Consider the following 22,554-nt stretch of genomic DNA (forward strand, 5'->3'; position numbering starts at 1 on the left):
TAAGTGAAGTAATTACAGAAGCTTGTCTCAAACAGAATTTTGTCAAAAAGAGTGCTGTTACTTTTATATGGACGGCTGCTGTGTATCGAATGACCTATCGTTATGGGCAGCGTGGCTATCGGTATCTGCATATTGATGCCGGGCATGTGTGCCAGAATTTATATTTGGCCGCCGAGGCAATTGATAGTGGCGTATGTGCCATAGCCGCCTTCGACGACGACAAGCTGAATGAGGCTCTTGGGATTGACGGCGATAATCAGTTTGCTATCTATGTTGCTACTGTTGGTAAAAAAGCTTAAAAAGAGCCGTGGCTGTTTTTTGGTAAACATAATGGTATGGAATTTGCGGAATACTTTTTCTATATTTCCATAATAAAAATTCCTTGACAGTGATATTGCCCCATGTTACTATTACTCATGAACTAAATACGTATTTTTCATCAAGAGTTGGCTGAGGGACTGGCCCTATGAAGCCGCGGCAACCATCGTACATGCGAACGGTGCCAATTCCTGCAACCCACAAGGGTTTGGCAGATGAAGAATAGCATAGCAAGTGTATATGCCTCTTCATCTGCGAAGAGGTTTTTTGTTTTGTGTGAAATCTAATAGAGATTTTCTTATAGGCCGGATGCTAATAAGGTTTCGACGATGGTGATTAGCCTCCGCTTATATTAACAGCCTGTCTGTAATCTTCTATTGGATCCTATAGTAATGGCAAGGAGGATAACTACCGGTATGATAAAGTTAACTGGTTTGCAGAAGATATATCAGGGGGAAGCAGGCCCTGTAAAGGCGCTTGATGATGTTTCCCTCACTATCGAACAAGGTGAGATTTACGGCATAATTGGTAAAAGCGGCGCAGGTAAAAGTACATTGATCAGGTGCATCAATCTGCTGGAACGTCCAACTGCCGGGCAGGTGCTTGTAGATGGGCAGGATATGACGGCGCTGACCGAATCCCAGCTGAGAACGGCCCGTAAAAGTATTGGGATGATATTTCAACATTTTAATCTGCTTTCTTCACGTACTGTACTTGAAAATATTGCTTTTCCTCTTGAGATTGCCGGTGTCAGCCGAGCAGAGAGGGAACAAAAAGTTTTGCCTCTGCTCGATCTGGTTGGGCTCAGTGACAAGCGGGATGTGTATCCGGCCCAGTTGAGCGGTGGTCAGAAACAACGGGTGGGTATTGCCAGGGCATTAGCCAGCCAGCCCAAAGTACTTTTATGCGACGAAGCAACTTCGGCGCTCGATCCGCAGACAACAGAGTCAATTTTAGCGCTGCTTAAGGATATAAATAAGAAATTAGGCTTAACCATTGTACTTATTACTCATGAGATGCATGTAATCAAAGCTATTTGCGACCAGGTGGCCGTTATTGAAGGCGGGCACTTAGTGGAGACGGGTAAGGTCTTTGACGTGTTCACTAAACCAAAATCAGCAACGGCCCGTGAATTTATTAAGGCGGTTATCAATAATAAACTACCGGATGCTTTGACTGCGGTATTGTCCGAACAGCCGGTACCCGGCGGCAACGTTGTGGTAAGGCTTTCCTTCTTCGGGGCAGCCACCAATGAACCTGTAATTGCCGGACTCATAAGGCGATTTGCCGTAGATGCCAATATCATCTCGGGAAATATTGACCATCTGCAGGATACGCCATATGGGACGCTGCTTATTGAGTTGTCCGGTAAAACTGAGGATGTTCAGAATGCGCTAAACTATTTGCAGGCCAGAGATTTAGGAACTGAGGTGATTGGTTATGTCGCAAGACATGCTTATGCTGCTAACTGAGTCCTTGGGTGAAACCTTATATATGGTGGCAATTTCCTCGTTGGTAGCAGCCGTGCTGGGGATTCCGCTGGGAGTAATCCTGGTTATAACCGGTAAGGGTCATATCAAGGAAAATGTTGTCTTTAATCAGTCGTTAGGGGCTGTTGTAAATGCGGCACGGTCTACTCCGTTTATTATTCTGATGGTGGCTATCATTCCTTTCACACGGGTCATTGCGGGGACTTCCATAGGCACCAACGCAGCTATTGTACCTTTAAGCATTGCCGCGATTCCGTTTGTTGCCCGCGTTGTTGAGTCGGCGCTCAAGGAAGTCGATGCCGGGCTTGTAGAAGCAGCGCAGTCTATGGGGGCTTCACCGGGGCAAATCATTCTAAACGTGCTTATACCTGAGGCAATGCCGTCTATAGTGCTGGGACTTACATTAACGGTAATCAGTCTTATTGGCTATTCGGCTATGGCAGGCGCCATCGGCGGCGGCGGACTGGGTGATCTGGCTATCCGCTACGGTTACCAGCGATTCAGAGCCGATGTCATGCTGGCAACGGTAGTTATCCTGATTGCCTTGGTGCAGATTGTCCAATCCAGCGGTGATTACTTTGCTCACAAGTTGAATAAAAGATAGCCGCCCTACTTTAAGGAGGTATACAACATGCAAAATATTATCGATAGTATTCGTGCAGGTGGCTACGCTTCAGCCAAGGCACGACAGTTTACCGAGTCGGTAATCCGGGAAATGAGCCGGATCGCGGCTGCTCACAACGCAATAAATCTGGCCCAGGGGTTTCCTGATTTTCCTGCGCCGGAGGCTATTAAGCAGGCTGCTGTACGCGCTGTAACGGAGGATCACAACCAGTATGCGATAACCTGGGGAACAAAAGGCTTGCGCGATGCTATTGCCGCCAAGGTCAAGCGCGACTATGACGTCACCATTGACCCTGAGAGTCAGTTAACGGTGTGCTGCGGTGCAACTGAAGGTATGATCGCCACTTTACTGGCTACTGTTAATCCAGGGGATGAAGTTATAATTTTTGAACCGTTTTATGAGAATTACGGCGCTGATGTAATTTTATGCGGAGCAGTACCTAAATATATTAGTTTAAACCCGCCAGGGTTCAATTTTGACCGTGAGGAGTTAATTGCCGCTTTTTCGGATAAAACCAAGGCAATCATTATTAATACGCCGAATAATCCTACCGGAAAAGTATTCACTCGTGAGGAACTGGAACTGATTGCCGAACTTTGTATTAAGTATGATGTGCTGGCAATCAATGATGAGATATATGAACATATTCTTTACGATAATACCCAGCATATCCCGCTTTGGACTTTGCCGGGTATGGCTGAGCGTACAATTGCCGTAAACAGTGTCTCCAAGACCTTTAGTGTCACTGGCTGGCGCATTGGCTTTGTACAGGCTTCAGCTGAGATTACGGCTTCGGTCCGCAAGGTACATGACTTCTTAACGGTTGGCGCTGCTGCACCGCTCCAGGTGGCCTCGGCCGAGGCATTTAACTTTGGTGCGGAATACTATCAGGAATTAGCCGGGTTTTATAGTGAACGGCGTGATTACCTGCTTGCCGCCTTGGAAAAAATTGGCTTTAAGTGTGTAAGACCGCAGGGGGCTTACTACATTATGGCAGATATTACTCCGTTTGGCTGGGATGACGATGTTGCTTTTGCGAAATATCTGGCCAGCGAAATCGGGGTAGCCGTAGTACCGGGCTCCAGCTTCTTCCGGCCTGAGAGCACAGCCGGAAAAACGTTGATACGATTCTGTTTCTGCAAAAAATTTGAAACACTGAAAGCTGCTGTCGACCGCTTGGAAAAGCTCACTTTAAAATAGTAAATTGATTGGGAGAGTGTAAGATGAAACGGTATATTAAAAGAATGGCTTTTGTTTCCCTTCTAGCCTTTGCTGTCACCGGACTGACAGGCTGCAGTCAGCAAGCCGCGGCTCCCGCTGCGGATAAAACGCTAAAAGTAGGTGTAACCGCCGGCCCGCATGCGGAAATTATGGACGCTGTCAAAAAAGTGGCTGAAAAAGACGGCCTCAAGATTCAGGTTGTGGAGTTTAATGATTATGTCCAGCCCAATGTCGCATTAAGCCAGGGCGATATCGACGTGAATAGCTTCCAGCATCAGCCCTATCTTGATAACATGGTCCAAGATCGCAAATATGACATTGTATCTGTAGCCAAAACGGTTATTTATCCCATGGGTATTTATTCGAAAAAAATAAAATCAATCAATGAACTTAAACCGGGAGCTACTGTTGCCATTCCCAATGACCCGACCAACGGCGGGCGTGCGTTGTTGCTCTTAGAAACGCAGGGACTTATTAAAATAAAAGCCGGTGTCGGTCTGAAAGCGGCAGCCGCCGACATTGCTGAGAATCCGAAAAACTTAAAGATTAAAGAACTTGATGCTGCCCAGGTACCCCGTTCGCTGGAAGATGTCGATCTGGCAGCCATTAATACCAACTATGCTATGACCGCCGGTCTGGTTCCCAATAAAGATGCGCTGGCTATTGAAGACGGCAATTCTCCGTATGCCAATGTTATTGCTGTTAGGTCCAAAGATAAAGACAATCCGGCAGTAGCAAAGCTTATTAAGGCCTATCAATCGGAAGAAGTGAAGAAATTTATTAATGAGCATTTTAAAGGGTCTGTATTTGCGGCTTGGTAATATAAAAAGTATAATAGTAAAACCACGGCTAAGCCGTGGTTTTACTATGTTATTAAATAGATATCTTACGCCGGCATTGACCGGCATTAACCCCGATATCCTAATTGTTGTGAAATTAAACTGGCCTTTTCTTTTAACATGTAAGTAACTGCTCCAAGTCTTTCCGTATTAAACCAGGAAGTAATTCCGGAAATAGTAATCGCGGCTTCAATTTTTCCATTGGCATTAAATATAGGCGCTCCCATACACGTAACTCCTTCTATGGTTTCGTTACAGGCAATCGAGTAGCCCCGATCTTTAATTTTTACAATTTCTTCACATAGCAACTGTTGGTCAGTTAAGGTGTGGGCAGTATATTGCGCTAATGGCTGTGTCAAAATTTTATTAATAAAATCGTTCGAGTTAAAGGCGAGGAATATTTTGCCCATGGCGGTACTGTGAAATGTGTTGCAGTAATCAAAGCGCGGGATTATAAAAATGGAACGTGAAGGTTCGATCCTGTCTACAATGGTTATCTGGCCGGCAGACAACACTGCCAACTGCACTATTTCTCCTGCTTCATTGACCAGATCTTTCAGGAAGGGAGAAGCCAGTCTACGTATGTTTAACCGCTCTGTACAAGCCAAACCAAGCGGCATCAAACGAAAGCCTAAAGTGTATTGCCCGGTATCTGTCTGACGCACAAAATCTCTTGCCAATAAAGTTTGCAATAGGTTGTGCGTTGTGCTTTTTTGCACACCAAGGGCTCTGCTTAGTTCGGTGACTCCCATTTCCTGTGGAGCGCTTTCTAACAGAAACAGAAGTTCAATTGCGCGGTCTACTGAGGCGAGTAAATATTTATTTTTTTTCGTAGGTTGTCTGAAAATTTGCTGCACATTTGTCACATCCCGCTAGTAATGACGCTGTTTTGTATTTTATGGCAACTTCCAATAGTGTGAGAACTGCTTTTTGCATAGTTGATCAACATATTGAATTGATCTACTGAGAACACTGTTCATTAATTATGAACAGTGTTCTTATTATAAAGTATACTTATTTAAAAATTCTCCATTAAATCATGAAGTCCTCTTCAATTGTAATATTTAAATAAAATAATATATTGACAAGAAATAACAAAAGATATAAAATTTACACAAAAAGCAAAATAATCTGCATATTTACATGTTGTTTTATTAAAATGAAATTTTTTACACACTCTTGATTAGTCAAGTTTATTTTTATACAAAAAAATGAAACGCTCGTTTCGAAATAGAGAACAAAGTTATTTGTTATTCAGGCAATATTGTTTTGCATAAGCAAAACAATAAATATAATTTGCAAGGAGAAGATAGTATGGCAAAAGTAAAAATGACAATTCCACAATGCAAAGCAATGAAGGGTAAGACTGAAAAATTTACCATGATCACGGCGTATGATGTATTGCTGGCCTCCGTGATCGAGAAAACGCCGATTGAAATGATTCTGGTGGGAGATTCGCTGGGGATGACAGTATTAGGATATGACAGTACTGTACCGGTAACCATGGACGACATTATTCATCACACCAAACCCGTAGTCAAAGGAGCACCTAAGACATTCGTTGTTGGTGATATGCCGTTTGGCTCCTACAATACCGGTATTGAGGATGCTATCCGTAACGCTAACCGTATTCTGAAAGAAGGTGGTGCTGATGCTATTAAACTGGAAGGCGGCAAGAATGTTGCGCACATTGTGGAAGCAATGGTAAACGGCGGTATTCCGGTTATGGGCCATATTGGTTTAACGCCGCAGACTGCCGGACAATTGGGTGGTTTTAAAGTTCAGGGCAAAGATGCGGAAGCTGCCAAACAACTGTTGGAGGATGCAAAAGCGCTTGAGAAAGCAGGGGCATTCGCCATTGTTCTGGAATGTATACCCGCGCCGGTGGCCAAAATGCTTACCGAACAACTGACGATTCCCACCATGGGTATTGGTGCAGGGCCGTATTGTGATGCTCAGGTACTGGTCACGCAGGACTTACTGGGAATGTTTGACCGCTTTGTTCCTAAAATGGTAAAACAGTATGCCCAGCTGAATGCACAAATGGTAGGCGCCCTGAACACTTTTTATAAGGAAACGCAGGAGGGAGTATTTCCCGGACCGGAACATTCTTTTGGCATGAAAGAGGAAGACTTGAAGCGTTTATATTAATTGGCGCTAAAATTAAAACAAAGAGAGTGGAGGAATTCCGAAATGGCTCTGTTGGAAAAAATTGCAATGGCAATTACAAAATTGTTTCCTCTATGGCTTATCTTGTTTTCCGGTCTTGCCTTTTTATACCCGGATTCATTAAAAACGCAAGGACCGCTGGTAACTTACCTGCTGGGCATTATCATGCTCGGGATGGGGCTGGCCATGTCGGTGGAAGACTTTAAACTGGTATTGTCCAGGCCCAGAGACGTTATTACCGGGATTATCCTGCGTTACCTCATTATGCCTGTTGTTGGCTTTGGTGTGGCAAAGGTCCTGGGCTTACCGCCTGCTTTGGCGGCCGGACTAATTTTAGTTGGCTGCTGTCCCAGCGGCACCGCCTCCAACGTCATGAGTTTTCTGGCCAAAGCCGATACGGCTTTATCGGTAACCGTATCCAGCTTTAACATCATCCTGGCGCCGTTATTGTTACCGACTACGTTTATGCTGCTTGCCGGTGCGGAAGTTCATGTCAATGCTCAAGCCATGTTTCTGGATGTAGTAAAAATCGTCTTGGGGCCGGTTATAACGGGAATGGTACTGCGCGGCCTCTTTAGCAGCTTGGTGGACCGTATTATGAAAATTGTTCCGGTCATCTCGGTTATCGCAATTATCTGGGCCATTGCCATTGTTGTGGCCATGAGTGCCGCCAAGCTGGTGACGGTAGCCCTGATTGCCTTTATAGCCGTTGCGATGCATAACGGACTGGGTTTGCTGCTCGGTTATGGAGCATCCAAAGCACTTGGCTTGGGTGAAAAGCAAGCAAGAGCCATTACCTTTGAAATTGGTATTGAAATGTCCGGTTTGGCAGTGGTATTAGCAATCGCTCACTTAGAGCCGCTTGCCGCCGTTCCGGGTGCCATATTTAGTGTCTGGCATAATTTCACAGGCTCTATTATCGCCGGATATTGGGCAAATAAGCCTGTTGAGGACAAGACGGAAGGGCCAATTTCTGTATAGATTGACGGTATAAGCTGCCCTAAGAACTGCATTCTGAATCAGGTTTCTTAGGCATCATGCTATAAAGTCTGTCATAATGAGTGAACGTTGTTCTTTTATTATGAACAACGTTTGCTCGTTAACAAAAAATGGAGGCATGCAATGGGCTTAATGTCGGAATATAAAGCAAAGCTGGTATCGGCGGAAACGGCAGTCCGGGTAGTAAAAAATGGTGACTGGGTTGATTATAACTTTGGTTTGGCTCAGCCGGCGGTTTGTGATAAGGCGCTGGCCCTTCGGAAAGATGAGTTAAGAAATGTGAAGGTACGAGGCGGCTTGCTGCTACGACCGATAGAGATTGTTAAAGCCGATCCTGACCGGGAACATTTTTGCTACAACAGCTGGCATTTAAGCGGTTTGGAAAGAAAATTGAGTGATCAGGGATTATGCCACTATATCCCTATGGTTTATCGGAACATGCCGTTATATTATCGAAAAAGTCTGGAAGTGGATGTAGCTATCTTGAGTGTCCCGCCCATGGATGCCAACGGTTATTTTAGCTTTTCCCTTACGAATTCCGCCTGTAAGGCAATTACGGAACGCGCTAAGGTTGTTATCCTTGAAATCAATGAAAATTTGCCGGTAGTTGCCGGCGGGCAGCATAATTGTATTCACCTTAGCGATGTTGACTTCATAGTGGAAAGTGATAATCCGGCGCTGCCGGTTATCGCTCCGGCCGAAGTATCGGCTATAGATAAGAAAATTGCCGCATTAATCATGCAGGAACTAAGTGACGGCGCAACCATCCAGTTGGGCGTGGGCGCATTGCCGAATGCAGTGGGGACAATGATCGCCGAGTCGGGCTTGAAAAATCTGGGGATACATACCGAAATGCTGGTAGATGCTTACATGGCCATGGCAAGTGCCGGGAAGATAACAAACAGCCACAAGAATATCGACAAGGGAAAAGGAGTATTTTCGTTTTGTGCCGGGAGTAAGGAGTTATACGACTGGGTTGGTAACAACACCGCCGTAGCGACATATCCGATCGATTATACCAATGATCCGCATATTATGGCTGCTAACGACAACTTGATTACGATCAACAATTGTGTTGAAGTTGATATCTTAGGACAGGTTACCTCGGAAACGTCTGGCAGCCGGCAAATTAGTGGAACTGGCGGACAACTGGATTTTTTGACCGGGGGCTATATGTCTAACGGGGGAAAAAGTTTCATTTGTTTTACATCCACCTATACGGACAAAAGAACGGGGCAGGTACATTCGCGAGTGAGGACCAGTTTACCGGAAAACGCAGTGGTTACCAATCCCCGCACGCAGGCGCATTATCTCGTAACCGAGTGGGGAACTGCCGATCTGGCCGGGCGGTCTACCTGGGAACGGGCGGAGCGGATTATTCAGATTGCTCATCCGGATTTTCGTGAGGAATTGATTAAAGGGGCCGGGAAATTGGGAATATGGTGTAAAACTAATAAATTGTTTTAAGTAAGGAGGTTTTTATTATGAAGATTGTTGTTGTCGGTGCCGGAGCGATTGGCGGCTTACTTGGTTCCTTCCTGCAAAAAAGCGGTGAGGATGTAACCTTTGTCGACATTAATAAGGAACATGTGCGTGTGATACAGTCAGCCGGCCTGAGCGTGGTAAGGCCAAATGGAACGGAAATATTTAAAGTACAGGCAACTACCGATATTAAAGAGGCCGGTAGACCGGACTTAATTATCTTTGCCGTCAAAGCGTATGATAACCAGCAAGCGGCCGAGGATTGCCTGAAGATTGTCGGACCGGACACGACCGTGCTTACTGTCCAAAACGGCGTGGGCAATGTAGATACACTGTCAGCTGTGCTGGGACGCGACCGGATTATCGCCGGGACTACTGCTTTTGGTTGTACCGTGCTGGGACCGGGAAAAATTCAGCCCAGTGAACAGGGATCGATTTCCATAGGAGAACTGGACGGACGGATAACCGCGCGCTTGCAAAATGTTGTGGACACCTTTGCCAAGGCAGGTGTTGAAATGCATATGAGTCAGAATGTTGACAGCCTGATTTGGACTAAGCTGCTGGTCAATGTGGGGATTAATGCTCTTGGGGCGATTACCCTGCTGACCAACGGGCAGTTGCTGGAATACGGGGAGACAGCCGCTCTGCAGGAGGCTGTGGTCCAGGAAGGCGCAGCCGTTGCCAAAGCCAAGGGGATTGCCTTTATGGTCGACGATATCCTGGAGCACGTCCGGGGCGTTGCCAGAGGAACTTACAATAATAAGGCTTCCATGCGGCAGGATATTGAACGCGGTTCCCGCACCGAGGTGCTGGCCATCAACGGCGCCATAGTGGCGGCAGGTAAGGAGTTAGGAATTCCCACACCGGTGAATGAAACGCTTACCAAGCTGGTCAAGGCTATTGAGAAACGGGGTAAACTGTAAGCAGTCAGCCCTGTTTGTTCTTAAGGAAGAATGATGTTCTGCATGAATGAACGATATGCTTGCGTGTGCTTACTATGCATAAAGGAGAGATGGTAATGCCCAGACCTGTTTTTTTTCAAGAGCGCTGTAAAGGCTGCGAACTTTGTACAGTCGCTTGCGCCAAGAAGCTAATCACTATGTCGGCCGCGTTTAATACCAAAGGCTATGCGTTTGCAACTTGTCAGGATGAGGCGGCGTGTGTTGGCTGCGCTTTATGCGCCAGGGCCTGTCCGGATTCGGTAATTGAAATTTACAAGTAACAAGGAGTGATCTTTCGTGTCGGAAAAGGTACTGATGAAAGGTAACGAAGCCATTTGCGAGGCGGCGATTAAAGCCGGTTGCCGTCACTATTTTGGCTATCCCATTACACCCCAGACCGAGATACCAGAATATATGGCCAGGGAAATGCCTAAGATTGGCGGCGTATTTGTGCAAGCCGAAAGTGAAGTGGCGGCTATTAATATGCTCTATGGAGCGGCGGCAGCCGGTGCCCGGGCTATGACCTCCTCATCCAGCCCCGGAATCAGTTTAAAACAGGAGGGCTTATCGTTTATTGCGGCCTGTCAGCTTCCCTGTGTTATCGTCAACATTGTACGCGGCGGTCCGGGCTTAGGCGGCATTCAGCCGGCGCAAAGCGATTATTTTCAGGCGACTAAAGGGGGCGGACATGGTGATTACCGCAATATCGTATTGGCCCCCAACTCTGTTCAGGAAATGCTGGATTTGACCTTGCTGGCCTTTGATCTTGCCGATATGTATCGTAATCCGGTTATGGTGCTGGGGGACGGCGCACTGGGACAGATGATGGAGCCTGTGGAAATAAAGGCAGGCAGCGTAAAGCAGGTTGAAAAACCGTGGGCTGTAACCGGGCTGCGTGAGCGTTCGACGCCCAATGTAATTAATTCTTTGTTCTTAAAGCCGGAACAGTTGGAAGAACTCAATATCCGTCTGCAGGCAAAGTACGCGGTTATTCAGCAAAACGAAATGCGCTGGGAAGAAACGAACACAGAGGATGCGGAGCTGGTCCTTGTGGCTTACGGTATTACGGCCCGTATAGCGCATTCGGCTATGGAAGAAGCGCGGGAAAAGGGGATGAAGGTAGGTCTGGTGCGGCCCATTTCTCTCTGGCCGTTCCCGGAGCCGCCTTTTGCCAGACTGGCAGACACGGCCCAAGCTTTTTTGACGCTGGAATTGAGTGCCGGGCAAATGATTGAGGATGTAAAACTGGCGACAAAATGCCGCAAGCCGGTTTACTTTTATGGCCGGACCGGCGGCATGATAGCGACGCCGGCAGAGGTTTTTGCCGAGATTGTAAACGTTATGAACGGTAATAAGGAGGCAAGATAACTATGGCAGAACTTATATACTCCAGGCCAAAAGCGTTAAGAGACGTGGAAACACACTATTGCCCCGGTTGTCATCACGGTCTTATCCACCGTTTAGTCGCCGAGGTTATTGACGAATTGGACATAAGAACCCAAACCATCGGCATAGCGCCGGTTGGCTGTGCCGTTCTTGCCTATAACTATTTCAACTTTGACACGCTTGAGTCGGCGCATGGCCGTGCGCCTGCCGTAGCCACCGGCGTAAAGCGCGTACACCCGGATGCCGTTGTCTTTACCTATCAGGGTGATGGAGATTTGGCTTCCATTGGGTGTGCCGAAATTGTTCACGCCGCCGCCCGGGGCGAGAATATAACCACAGTATTTGTAAATAATGCGATATACGGTATGACCGGCGGGCAAATGGCGCCGACTACGCTGGTGGGCCAGGTGACAAATACTTCGCCGTACGGACGTAAGAGCGAAAATGCCGGTTGTCCCATCCGTATTGCGGAAATGCTGGCAACCCTTGAGGCGCCGGCCTTTATCGCGCGTGTGGCGGTAAACAATCCGAAAAATATGGTTAAGGCTAAAGCAGCCCTTAAAAAAGCCTTTACTATGCAACTGAACGGCCATGGCTTTGCCTTGGTGGAAGTATTGGCCACTTGCCCGACAAACTGGAATAAAACACCGCTTGAGTCGGTTAAATGGCTGGAGGATAATATGATCCCTCAGTTTCCGCTCGGCACATATAAAGATATTCAGGGGTGATGAACATGAGACACGAATTTATTATGTCTGGTTTTGGCGGTCAGGGAGTCCTGTTAATGGGGCAAATATTGACGTATGCAGGTATGCTGGAAGAAAAGAACGTGTCCTGGATTCCCGCTTATGGCCCGGAAATGCGGGGCGGAACCGCCAATTGCTCGGTCATTATCGCCGATGGGCCGACAGGTTCGCCGATTGTTGGCCAGCCAAGCGCCGTCGTGGTTTTAAACCTGCCTTCACTGGACAAGTTTATGCCTATGGTCAGGCCGCAGGGAGTGCTGATTGTCAACAGTTCCTTGATTGACAAAGCGGTCGAGCGGGAGGATATCCGGACTTACCGGGTTCCGGTCAATGATCTGGCCGCTGGTCTGGGAAATCCCAAAATGGCCAATATGGTGGCGCTAGGCGCGCTTATTGCGGCTACCGGCGCAGTGCGTATGGATACGTTATTTATGGCTTTTGCTAAAAAGTTTGCAGCTAAGCCACAGGTTATTGAATTAAATAAAGTGGCCATTCAAAAAGGCTTTGATTGTATTTGACAAGTGTGTCCGCAGAATGCGTGCACATGCTTATTATGGGAGGAATTGCGGTGGCAAACAGAACTATTGATTTTAGATATGGCCATAGTGAACTTAAGATCAGCCTTCCCGAAGAAAAAATTATCAATGAGGTGTATGGACGTCCCTGTGAGGTTGTCGAGGATATTCCATCGGCTGTGCGGACGGCCCTCAGGCAACCTATCGGTACACCGCCGCTTAAGAAAATCGTGAAACCCGGCGACAGGGTCGCCGTGATTGTCAGCGATATTACTCGGACCTGGGTTAGGTTTGACCAGTTTTTGCCTGTTCTGCTTGACGAACTGAATGAGGCCGGCATTCCCGATCAGAATATTTTTATTACCATTGCTGTTGGTGCGCACAGGCTGAATACTCAGGAGGAATTCGCCCTGATTTGCGGACGGCAGGTCTGTGAACGGATTGAAATCGTCAATCATGATTGTCATAATGAGGCCGAGCTGGTTTATACAGGCACAACCAGCCGCGGGGTGGAGTGCCGTATTAACAAGCGGGTGGCTGAAGCCGATATAAAAATTCTGACCGGAGGCATTGTCCATCATATGATGGCTGGCTATGGCGGCGGCCGCAAAGCCATATTGCCGGGAATCAGCGGCTTTAAGGCCATTCAGGGCAATCATCTGTTGTGTATGAACCAAGTTGTTGGTCAGGGGATAAATCCGAACTGCGTATCCGGCGCTATTGACGACAATGAAATGAATCAGGATATGATTGAGCAAGCGGCTTTGGCTAAGCCGGATTTTCTCTTAAATGCGGTTTTCGCCCCTGACGGTCGGTTTGCCAAGTTTGTGAGCGGTCATTGGTATGATGCCTGGCTGGCCGGGGTTACATTGGTGGATGAGATTTACGGCGTTTCAGTGAGTGAGCAGGCTGATCTGGTGATCGCCTCTGCCGGCGGGTTTCCGAAAGATATCAATTTATATCAAGGCCTAAAGACGGTTGATAATGCTTATATGGCTGTCAAACCAGGCGGGGTTATTCTCTGCTTTATGGAATTGGCGGATATTAAGGAGCCACCGGAATTTGCCGACTGGTTCAAATATAAAACGGCATTAGAACAGGAAATGGCTTTGCGGGAGCACTTTACCATTCCCGGCTTCCTTGCGTATAAACTGGCTGATATAGCCAGGAGAAATCCGCTTATTGTTGTTACCAAGCCAGAGAATGCCGCTTTCATCCGAAACGCCGGCATGTTTCCGGCAACAACGGCGGCGGAGGCTTTAGCCATTGCCCAGGAAAAAATAGGCCGTACAGATTTCACCATTACGATAATGCCGTCAGCCGCCAATACCGTCCCCGTAATTGCCAAATAGGTATTTCCTGAATATGGTTTTATGATACAATTACTGGGAGAAGACGGGTTTCCTTTGCCCCAAAAAAAGTAAGAAAGAAGGGCGGATTGTGAGATTTCCCCAAGTAGTATTAGTGAAGCAGCACTCCGACATACCCGCGATAACAAACGTCGCTGATGTGGTTAGACAGGAAGTTGCCCGACTAAATTTACAGGTAAAGCGCGGTGCCCGCATAGCGATTGCGGTAGGCAGCCGGGGAATCGACAACCATGCTTTGATTGTAAGAACTTTGGCTGAAGAGCTAAAAGCATGGGGAGCCGAGCCATTTATTGTACCGGCGATGGGGAGTCACGGTGGCGCCTCGGCTGAAGGCCAGGTTATGGTGCTTGAGACGCTGGGGATAACCGAAAAAAGCACAGGTGTGCCCATCCGGTCCTCTATGGAAGTAGTTCAGCTTGGCACTACCGCAAGCGGTATTCCTGTTTTTATTGATAAAACGGCTGCCCAGGCCGACGGTATTGTTTTGGTTCATAGAGTAAAGGCGCACACTGATTTCGGCGGACCCATTGAAAGCGGTATGATGAAGCTTATCACCATTGGCCTGGGAAAACATAAAGGCGCGCAAATAGCGCACCGGTTTGCAGTACAACGGGGCTTTAATCAGGTTATACCGGTGGTAGCCCGTTACGTTCTAAAGAAAATCCCGGTTTTGTTCGGTATGGGATTGGTGGAGAACTTTTATCATGAAACGGCCGTTATTAGTGCTGCCAAGCCGGAAAATCTGGAAGAAACGGAAAAAGAATTATTGAGGAAAGCAAAAACAATGATGGCCCGGATTCCTTTTGGCAGGCTGGATCTGGTTGTGGTGCCGGAAATTGGTAAAACAATTTCCGGCACAGGAATGGACACCAATGTCGTCGGCAGGATCTATAACGTGGCTGAACCAGAAGCGGAGTTTCCGCAATACACCCGGATCGTAGCGCTGGATTTGGCCGATGACACTTATGGGAATGCGGTGGGAATCGGCATGGCGGACTTAGCCACACGGCGATTGGTAGATAAAATTGATTTCAAGGCCACGGCCATTAATTGTTTAACCGGAGCTTGCCCGGAGAAAGGCCGCATACCGATTACTTTGGATTCGGCCAGGGAAGTAATCGCCGCCGCTCTTATGATTTGTGGACCTGTAGAGCCGGAAGGCGTCAAAATGGTTTGGATAAAAAATACGCTGGAGTTGGATCAATTCTATATTTCAAGGGTGTTAATCCCCGCGAGTGTTGCTAATCCCAATTTGGAAATACTATCGGATTTAATGGAGCTACCTTTTGATGCCGAGGGTAATTTAGCTTGGATAACACCCTGCCGGACAGAACATATAAACTTACGGAACCAGGCTGGAATATAATCAGAATATAACCCAAAGCTGTTGGCATAAGGGGGGCATAATTTGAATCCGGTTATCGCGAATTACATTAAGGCTATTCCCGTTATTTCACAACTTTTTTTGAATGATGTGGGTGTTGTTGTTTCCGACTGTGAGCAGATACTCTCGTATAAACCTGGTACAACGCTTGTTTTAAAAGTTCCGGTTGGTTCACCCGTTCGTGCCGGTATGGCGGCTTATAATGCCATCCATGAAAAGCGTCGGGTGGTGGAGCGGAAGGATGCATCCCTCTGGGGAGTCCCCTTTGTTGTATGTTCTGTGCCGATACAGGATGAAACCGGTGAAGTGGTTGGCATGATATCCGTCCAGGAAAATGTGGAACGCTATGATTTGTTAGCCGGTATGGCCAGCAAATTATCGGAAAGTATGAGCCATTTAGCTGCTACCACAGAAGAAATAACCGCTCAGTCTGAGGAAGCTGCGGCAACTTGCGAAAATATGGTTACCGTTGTTCGTACTACGCAAAAGCAAGTGGGTGAAACGGACCAGGTAGTAGGCTTCATCAAAAGTATTGCCGGACAGACAAATCTTTTGGGGCTGAATGCTGCTATTGAAGCGGCCCGGGTTGGTGACCAGGGTAAAGGCTTTGGCGTTGTTGCCCAGGAAATTAGAAAGCTGGCAACGGACAGTGCAGAGTCGGTGAATAAAATCGCCGGCATTATTGATGACATCCAAAAGAGCAGTGAAGGTCTTAACAGTGAAATTACGCAAGTCCAAAAAGTTGTTTCCGAAATTGCCAACGCAATTTCCCATGTTGCCGGAACCATTCAGGAAGTCGGAGAATTGGCGGACAAACTTGATAAAATGATGATACAAGAGACTAATTCCCAATAAAGATTAGATGCAGTAATCGCCGGCGCGGATATTCTGATAACACATACTCTGATAACAGTTTACAGGCAAAGAGACTTGCTATACAATATATCCGGATAATAGCAATTTTTAAGGAGAGAATCTATATGATTGATCCCGCCACCGTTGTACACTCGGTAGAAAAGGCGCTGGTTATCTTAGAAACCTTAAGCCGGGTAGAAGAAATGGGCATTAGCGAGTTAAGTAGAGAACTAGGGTTGGGTAAGGCGACAATATACCGCATCATTACTACCTTGCGAATTCATGGTTATGTTGAACAGACGGACTCGGAAAAGTATAAACTTAATTTCAAACTATTTGAAATCGGAAACAGGGTTGTTAATCAAATCGGAATTCGGAAAACAGCCCGCCCCTTTCTGGAACAATTGGCGGTAACTACAAAAGAGACCGTAAATTTGGCTGTATTAGATTATTATTCGGTGATCTATATAGATCGGGTCGAGAGCCGTGAGCCGTTACGTATGGGCCTTGACGTAGGAACCCGGTTTCCTGCTTTTTGCACGGCACTGGGACTTGCGATGTTTGCCTATATGAATCCTATGGAAGTGGATACTCTGCTTGCGCAGACTGTACAAGACGGTTTGTTTATCAAGCACACGAAAAATACAGTTATTGATTTAAGCACTGTCAAGGAGCAACTGGTGGAAATTAGGGAAAGGGGTTATTCCTTGGATAATGAATATTATTTGTCAGGTATACGCGGCGTAGCCGCACCGGTATTCAATCATGCAGGTAAAATTAAAGCTGCAATCAGTGTTGCCGGTCCTGCTGTTCGTATTACAGATGAAGTTGTAGCTGAATTCATACCAAGAGTAAAAACGGTTGCAAGGGATATTTCTTTACGTCTTGGCTACTCGGGCTAGGATGCCTAGGTGTCCAGTCTTTCTTGTAAGTGTCCGATATGGTCTGCAGATATAATGTGCAAAATATAACTATAAAAGAATAATAATGAAGGGGTCGTGGAGAAACTGTTGTTTCATCACGGCCTTGTGTTTTAGAAAGACTTTAACATAGGCGGTAATCTATGTGCAATTTGCTGTTTTAATGAGTACTGAATAAACCACAAACCCTTACAAATACTGATTTTTTTTGACAAGCGTAGTATAATAGGTGCAAAAAAATTAAAAAATAGTTCAAAATCTTGTACATTGGTGATGAATATGTACAAAGTTGTATCAAAGAAATGAAATTCAGAGACTTCAATTAGCTGCTAAGGTTAACAATGAATCCCAATGATCAATGGATAAAAAAGACGGAAATCATTCCTTGGCATGAACTTGATGGAGAATATGCCGAGCTTTTTACCGGTCAAAACGGACAACTTGCCAAACCGTTACACATAGCATTGAGAGTTTTGTTAATACAAATTGAATATGGCTATTCCGACTAAGAAACAGTATTGTTGTCCATTTAGCATTGAACTGCACAAGGTTTCTTGCCCCCTTTTGTTCATTTTTATAGAAAGATGGCTAGGCCTAGTATTGAGGACAATAACGTGAAAATATGACTTTCGTTTAGTATTCATTATTTAGCAAATGCAATACGGGATAGGAACCCCGCGCTTTGTGCAGGAATTTTTGTATGTAAGGCGAAAGTCACTCAAAGCATGCTTTACTATATCATAAAGGAGCAACAAATCGTGCGGATTTTACATACAGCCGACTGGCATTTTGGCAAAACCATCGAGGGGCGGGACAGGCTGCCGGAACAGCAGGCCTTTGTTGAGGAATTATGTAGTCTTTGTGTTGATGAGCGTATTGATCTGGTATTGGTGGCCGGGGATGTCTTTCAAAGTCCGAATCCCAGCGCAGCCGCTGAGGAGTTATTTTATTACGCTGTCGACAAATTGGCAGACCATGGTAAACGCGGCCTTGTTATTGTAGCCGGTAACCATGACAATCCGGAAAGGTTATGTGCCGCTTCACCGCTGGCGGCTCGTTTAGGGATTACACTGGCCGGATTCCCCAAAGAAGAGCTTGGTCCGACTAATCCCGGCTTAGGGCGAGTCCGGCGGCTTGCCGGCGGCCAGGCCTGGTTGGAGCTGGCCGTGCCCGGTGTTCAGCATACAGCTGTTATTGCCGCTCTTGCTTATCCGTCCGAGGGACGACTTAAGGAGCTACTGGCTGCGTCGCTCGAAGACAAGGAGTTACGACAGGGATATAATGACAGGCTGGCAGGACTATTTGCCTCACTTAATGGTAAATACCGCGCAGATACCGTTAACCTGGCGGTAAGTCATCTGTACGTACGGGGCGGAATTGAGTCTGACTCTGAGCAGCAGATTCAGGTGGGCGGCGCTTATGCCGTTGATCCCATGATATTGCCGGTCAGTGCGCAATATATTGCTTTGGGTCATTTGCACCGTCCCCAATATGTGGGCGGCGCAGCGGCGCCCTGCCGTTACGCCGGTTCTCCGCTGGCCTACAGCTTCTCGGAAACCGGCTACGCGAAATCAGTAACTGTTGTCGATGCTCAGCCGGGCCAGCCGGTGAGTATTCGGGAAGTGCATCTCTCAGCCGGCAGGCCGCTTGTCCGCTGGCGGGCAACGGGCGGCTTGCCTGAAATACGGGAATGGGTTATGGCCGGGCGGGATAAAGACGCCTGGATCGAAGTGGAAATAGAAATTACTAAGGCTTTGGCGTTGGATGAAATTCAGGAGCTGCGGTCGCTGCATCAGGGATTTGTTAATATCAAGCCTGTCTTTAACTCGCCGGCTGCCGGCAGCGGAGCGGAGGCAGTCCGGCTAAATACTCTGCCCCTTAACGAATTGTTTATCCGGTTTTATGAACAGCAAAACGGCGGTTTAAAACCAGATGACAAGCTTGTCGAATTGTTTCTGGAATTAAGCCAGAGTATTATAGATGAAACAGGTGACCACGCGGAAGCCGGCAGGGAGGAGGCGGCAGAATGAAACCACTTTTGCTGAAAATTTCCGGGCTGCATAGTTTTCGGGAAGAGCAGGAAATTCCTTTTGCCCAGTTAAGCGAACTCGGGGTATTCGGGATTTTTGGCCCAACGGGCAGCGGCAAGTCATCGATCCTTGATGCCATGACACTGGCTTTATATGGCACTGTCGTGAGAGCCGGCCGGCGTACGCAGGGTATTTTAAACCACGCCGAAAAACAAGTGAAGGTTTCGCTGATGTTCTCGCTGGGGCAGGGGGACGCATACCGCATCTACCGTGCAGAACGGCGCTATACCCGTAAGGATCAGTTGGCCGTGACAAACACCCACAGCCGGTTGGTGGCTGTAGCCGGGGAACACGAAGAGATTCTGGCCGATAAGGACAGGGACGTCACTGATAAAGTTACCCAGTTGCTTGGTCTCAGAGAAGAGGACTTTACCCGTGCTGTTGTGCTGCCGCAGGGAAAGTTTGCCGAGTTTTTGAATTTAGGCGGCAAAGAGCGGCGGGAGATGCTGCAGCGGCTGTTTTCCCTGGAGCAGTATGGCAATGTATTGCTGAATAAAGTAAACGACCGCTATAAAATTACGGAAGTTAGCTATATTGAAATGGAGAGCGAGCAAAAAGGCATCGGCGATGCCTCGCCCGCCAGGGTAAAAGAGGCGGCGGCTGTGCTTACAGCCGCCCGGCAGGCCGAGGCCGCTGCGCTGCACCAATATAAAGAGACTGAACGGCTTTACAATGAAACCAAGGAAATCCACGGCTTGCAAAATGAACTGAATAAAAAGCAGCTGGAGCTGGCTGCTCATCGCCAACGCGAACCAGAAATAAAGTCGCTGGGCATTGCGCTTGAACAAGCTGAAAAGGCGGCAAGGGTATTACCTGTGCTTGATGAATTTATTGCCAGCCAAACAGCGCAGCAGGCTGCGGCCGACACTAAGCAGCAGACGGCGGAACTGGCAAAAAAAACGGCCGAAGAATCCGGACGGCAGACGTCTATGTATATGGCGGCCCAGCAAGCCCGCCTAAAACTAGAGCCTGAGCTGATTGAGCGGCGAACCAAACTGGACGCGGCTGTTACCCTGGAAAAAGAAGTAACGCGGCTGGCGCAGGAGACTATGTCTTTAGGCCGGCAGCAACAACAGCAGCAAGCGAACTGTAGGACTGCCAGTCAGGCCGTTACGCAGCAGGCAGCTAAGAATGAGGCTCTGGCTGCTACTATAAAAGAGCTGGAGCAGCAGCAACTGGCAGTTGCTATTAGCGCTGCCATGCGGAAGCAGGCCCAGCTATGCCAGCAGGCGGCGCACACACTTGAGCAAAGAAGGGAGGCCGCAGGCAAGGTTAAACAGCAAGGTGTTTTGCGTAAACAGCACCTGACTGCCGCCGAGGCTGCTGCCAGTCAGGCCCGGGAAAAGCTTAGCCAGGCAGAGCAAAGGTTACAGGAGCTGGAGCTTGCCGAAGTACAGGCAGCCCAGAAGCAGCTAGCCGCCGCGACAGCGCAGCTTGACCAACTGATAGCCGGTGAGAAACAGACGGCTGCCGCTCGTTTAGCGGGTGAATTAGTTCCGGGACAAGCCTGCCCTGTTTGCGGTTCAACCAGTCATCCCCGGCCGGTAGGCGTCAGGGCGCACGCAACTACGGCGGCAGAGCAAAACTTTGAGCAAGATATTATGGCTGCCAAAGCGCATATTGCCAAACTGACACAGGCACTGGCCGAAACAGGCAAGGCTGTGGCGGCGGAACGGGAAAACCTAAATAAGATCAGAACGGCAGCGGCAGCGCTGGAGCAGCAGGCAGCAACGGCGCTTAGTGAACTTAACCTGATCAGGGAGGATTATGTCGAAGCCCGGGAGGCGGTAGCCGCTGCCTTAGCCCAGCTTAGCAGCGCGCTACAGGAAGCAGGTCAGGAAACTTCCGCCGGCATGGCAGCCGAAACTGCACTGGGGCAAATGCAGGCCATCAATGAGTATATTGTTTCCCAGGACCGGCAGTACGAATCTATAGCGAAGCAGCTTGCCGGTTACCGGCAGCAATACGAAATAAATCAAGCGAAGATCCCGGAATTACAGCGTTCTGTACAAACGGCGGAAGCTGATTTAGCGGCGCTAACAGCACGGCTGGCCAGTCTTAATGAACTGGAAAAAGCAAAAAGTCAGGAACTTCGCGCTATTACCGGCGGTATCCCGGCTAATCAGCTTTTGTCCCGGACTCAGCAGGAACTGGAAACAATTCGCCGGGAAGAGAGTATGGCGCAGGAACGGGCGGAAAAGGCGGCCAACGCTGCTAGCGAAGCCGAGCAGGCCTGCGCCCGGGCCGATACCAGCTGGCAGGAGGCTGCCAAACGGCGGGAAGCTTTATCGGGTAGGTTTGAGGCCAAACTTGCCGAGGAGGGCCTGGGCGATACGGAGGCTGTAAGAAAGGCGCATATTCCGGCAGCACGGCAGGAAGAGTACCGCCGTATACTTAAAGAATATGCGGCTGGCGAGCAGCGTCTGACAGCCCAGTGCGAGCAATTGGCAGGCGCTCTTAACGGGCGGTGTGTTACCGATGCAGCGTGGGAGCAACTTGTACAAAGGAAACTGGCTGACGAAACCGCTAAAAATAAGGCTGCAGAACAGCGCATAGAGGCTGATAAGGAATATCGGGATATAGAGGCCAGGCATTTGCGGTGGTCACAACTGGAGAGCAGCCGGCTTGAACTTAAGGACAAGAAGGATTGCCTGCTGGCGCTGCGGACTGTCCTCAGGGGCAATGTATTTGTTGAATATTTAGCGCAGGAACAAATGGACCTTGTGGCCCGTCAGGCCTCGGAACGTCTGAAACAGATTACGCAGCACCGGTATGCATTGGAAATGAGCTCTGACGGCGGGTTTCTAATCCGGGATGACGCCAACGGCGGTGTCAGGCGGCCTGTCAGTACGCTGTCAGGCGGGGAAACCTTTCAGGCGTCGCTGGCACTGGCTTTGGCGCTGTCAGCTCAAATTCAGTTGAGAGGAAAATATCCGCTGGAATTTTTCTTTTTAGACGAGGGCTTTGGGTCGCTGGATCAATATGCGTTGGATGTTGCCATGTCCAGCCTGGAAAAATTGCATCTGGAACGTCTGACTATCGGCGTCATCAGTCATGTATCTGAACTAAGGCAGCGTATGCCGCGCCGCTTAGTAGTCGAGCCGGCCCAGCCGGCCGGGCGTGGCAGCTATGTTCGCCTGGAAGAGGCGTAAAAAGACGGTAATTTGCTGCAGACGGCAGATTGTTGTGGTATAATCTGGATAG

Annotated in this window: 20 protein-coding genes and 1 riboswitch (1 of these 21 cut by a window edge); of the genes, 19 read left to right on the forward strand and 1 reads right to left on the reverse strand. The window is 48.1% G+C overall.

Features of this window, described 5'->3' with window-relative positions; translation table 11 throughout:
* From SATMO3_RS00270 to SATMO3_RS00290, 5 genes are all read left to right on the forward strand, one after another.
* Positions 1–299, forward strand: partial view of a SagB/ThcOx family dehydrogenase gene (locus SATMO3_RS00270; RefSeq protein WP_371375869.1) — the end only. 442 nt of this gene lie to the left of the window's left edge; the window shows 299 of its 741 coding nt (coding positions 443–741); its start codon lies beyond the left edge, outside the window; it ends in the stop codon at positions 297–299.
* A gap of 134 nt (positions 300–433) precedes the next feature.
* Positions 434–540: riboswitch (SAM riboswitch) on the forward strand.
* A 194-nt stretch (positions 541–734) separates the two neighbouring features.
* Positions 735–1,790 (forward strand): methionine ABC transporter ATP-binding protein, encoded by a 1,056-nt coding sequence (locus SATMO3_RS00275; RefSeq protein ID WP_371375872.1) that lies wholly within the window; start codon positions 735–737, stop codon positions 1,788–1,790.
* Positions 1,759–2,412: a methionine ABC transporter permease gene (locus SATMO3_RS00280; RefSeq protein WP_371375875.1), complete on the forward strand. Its 654-nt coding sequence runs from the start codon at positions 1,759–1,761 to the stop codon at positions 2,410–2,412. Before SATMO3_RS00275 ends, SATMO3_RS00280 begins: the two co-directional genes overlap by 32 nt.
* A 27-nt stretch (positions 2,413–2,439) precedes the next feature.
* Positions 2,440–3,633, forward strand: coding sequence for a pyridoxal phosphate-dependent aminotransferase (locus tag SATMO3_RS00285; RefSeq protein WP_371375877.1), 1,194 nt, complete (start codon positions 2,440–2,442; stop codon positions 3,631–3,633).
* A gap of 23 nt (positions 3,634–3,656) precedes the next feature.
* A complete protein-coding gene (locus SATMO3_RS00290; RefSeq protein ID WP_371375879.1) occupies positions 3,657–4,475 on the forward strand; it encodes a MetQ/NlpA family ABC transporter substrate-binding protein in 819 nt (272 codons plus the stop codon).
* Positions 4,476–4,561: 86 nt separating this feature from the next.
* Here SATMO3_RS00290 and SATMO3_RS00295 read toward each other — a convergent pair whose 3' ends face one another.
* Positions 4,562–5,359, reverse strand: coding sequence for an IclR family transcriptional regulator (locus SATMO3_RS00295; protein WP_371375882.1), 798 nt, complete (start codon positions 5,357–5,359; stop codon positions 4,562–4,564).
* A 448-nt stretch (positions 5,360–5,807) separates the two neighbouring features.
* On the opposite strand from SATMO3_RS00295, the gene panB reads away from it, so the two are divergent.
* The 14 genes from panB to SATMO3_RS00365 all read left to right on the forward strand — a co-directional run bounded on the left by panB (position 5,808) and on the right by SATMO3_RS00365 (position 22,502).
* Complete coding sequence (gene panB / locus SATMO3_RS00300; RefSeq protein WP_371375885.1) at positions 5,808–6,644, forward strand: 3-methyl-2-oxobutanoate hydroxymethyltransferase; 837 nt, start codon at positions 5,808–5,810, stop codon at positions 6,642–6,644.
* A gap of 42 nt (positions 6,645–6,686) precedes the next feature.
* The gene (locus tag SATMO3_RS00305; protein WP_371375887.1) at positions 6,687–7,643 is read left to right on the forward strand and encodes a bile acid:sodium symporter family protein; all 957 of its coding nucleotides are present in this window, start codon (positions 6,687–6,689) and stop codon (positions 7,641–7,643) included.
* Between the two features lie 141 nt (positions 7,644–7,784).
* The gene (locus tag SATMO3_RS00310; protein WP_371375889.1) at positions 7,785–9,128 is read left to right on the forward strand and encodes an acetyl-CoA hydrolase/transferase family protein; all 1,344 of its coding nucleotides are present in this window, start codon (positions 7,785–7,787) and stop codon (positions 9,126–9,128) included.
* A 17-nt stretch (positions 9,129–9,145) separates the two neighbouring features.
* A complete protein-coding gene (locus tag SATMO3_RS00315) occupies positions 9,146–10,066 on the forward strand; it encodes a ketopantoate reductase family protein (RefSeq protein ID WP_371375892.1) in 921 nt (306 codons plus the stop codon).
* A 95-nt stretch (positions 10,067–10,161) separates the two neighbouring features.
* Positions 10,162–10,365 (forward strand): 4Fe-4S dicluster domain-containing protein, encoded by a 204-nt coding sequence (locus tag SATMO3_RS00320; RefSeq protein ID WP_371375895.1) that lies wholly within the window; start codon positions 10,162–10,164, stop codon positions 10,363–10,365.
* A gap of 16 nt (positions 10,366–10,381) precedes the next feature.
* The gene (locus SATMO3_RS00325) at positions 10,382–11,452 is read left to right on the forward strand and encodes a 3-methyl-2-oxobutanoate dehydrogenase subunit VorB (protein WP_371375897.1); all 1,071 of its coding nucleotides are present in this window, start codon (positions 10,382–10,384) and stop codon (positions 11,450–11,452) included.
* Positions 11,453–11,454: 2 nt separating this feature from the next.
* The gene (locus tag SATMO3_RS00330; protein ID WP_371375899.1) at positions 11,455–12,198 is read left to right on the forward strand and encodes a thiamine pyrophosphate-dependent enzyme; all 744 of its coding nucleotides are present in this window, start codon (positions 11,455–11,457) and stop codon (positions 12,196–12,198) included.
* Between the two features lie 5 nt (positions 12,199–12,203).
* Positions 12,204–12,734 (forward strand): 2-oxoacid:acceptor oxidoreductase family protein, encoded by a 531-nt coding sequence (locus SATMO3_RS00335; RefSeq protein WP_371375902.1) that lies wholly within the window; start codon positions 12,204–12,206, stop codon positions 12,732–12,734.
* A 50-nt stretch (positions 12,735–12,784) separates the two neighbouring features.
* A complete protein-coding gene (larA, locus tag SATMO3_RS00340) occupies positions 12,785–14,083 on the forward strand; it encodes a nickel-dependent lactate racemase (protein WP_371375904.1) in 1,299 nt (432 codons plus the stop codon).
* 88 nt (positions 14,084–14,171) lie between these two features.
* Positions 14,172–15,467, forward strand: coding sequence for a lactate racemase domain-containing protein (locus SATMO3_RS00345; RefSeq protein WP_371375906.1), 1,296 nt, complete (start codon positions 14,172–14,174; stop codon positions 15,465–15,467).
* A 42-nt stretch (positions 15,468–15,509) separates the two neighbouring features.
* Positions 15,510–16,340, forward strand: a complete 831-nt coding sequence (locus SATMO3_RS00350) for a methyl-accepting chemotaxis protein (protein ID WP_371375909.1) — start codon at positions 15,510–15,512, stop codon at positions 16,338–16,340.
* Positions 16,341–16,465: 125 nt separating this feature from the next.
* Positions 16,466–17,242 (forward strand): IclR family transcriptional regulator, encoded by a 777-nt coding sequence (locus tag SATMO3_RS00355; RefSeq protein WP_371375911.1) that lies wholly within the window; start codon positions 16,466–16,468, stop codon positions 17,240–17,242.
* A 776-nt stretch (positions 17,243–18,018) separates the two neighbouring features.
* Positions 18,019–19,290: an exonuclease SbcCD subunit D gene (locus SATMO3_RS00360; RefSeq protein WP_371375913.1), complete on the forward strand. Its 1,272-nt coding sequence runs from the start codon at positions 18,019–18,021 to the stop codon at positions 19,288–19,290.
* Positions 19,287–22,502: an AAA family ATPase gene (locus SATMO3_RS00365; RefSeq protein WP_371375915.1), complete on the forward strand. Its 3,216-nt coding sequence runs from the start codon at positions 19,287–19,289 to the stop codon at positions 22,500–22,502. Before SATMO3_RS00360 ends, SATMO3_RS00365 begins: the two co-directional genes overlap by 4 nt.
* Positions 22,503–22,554: the final 52 nt, after the last annotated feature.

The organism is Sporomusa aerivorans, assembly GCF_041428895.1.
Classification (GTDB): Bacteria; Bacillota; Negativicutes; order Sporomusales; family Sporomusaceae; genus Sporomusa; species Sporomusa aerivorans.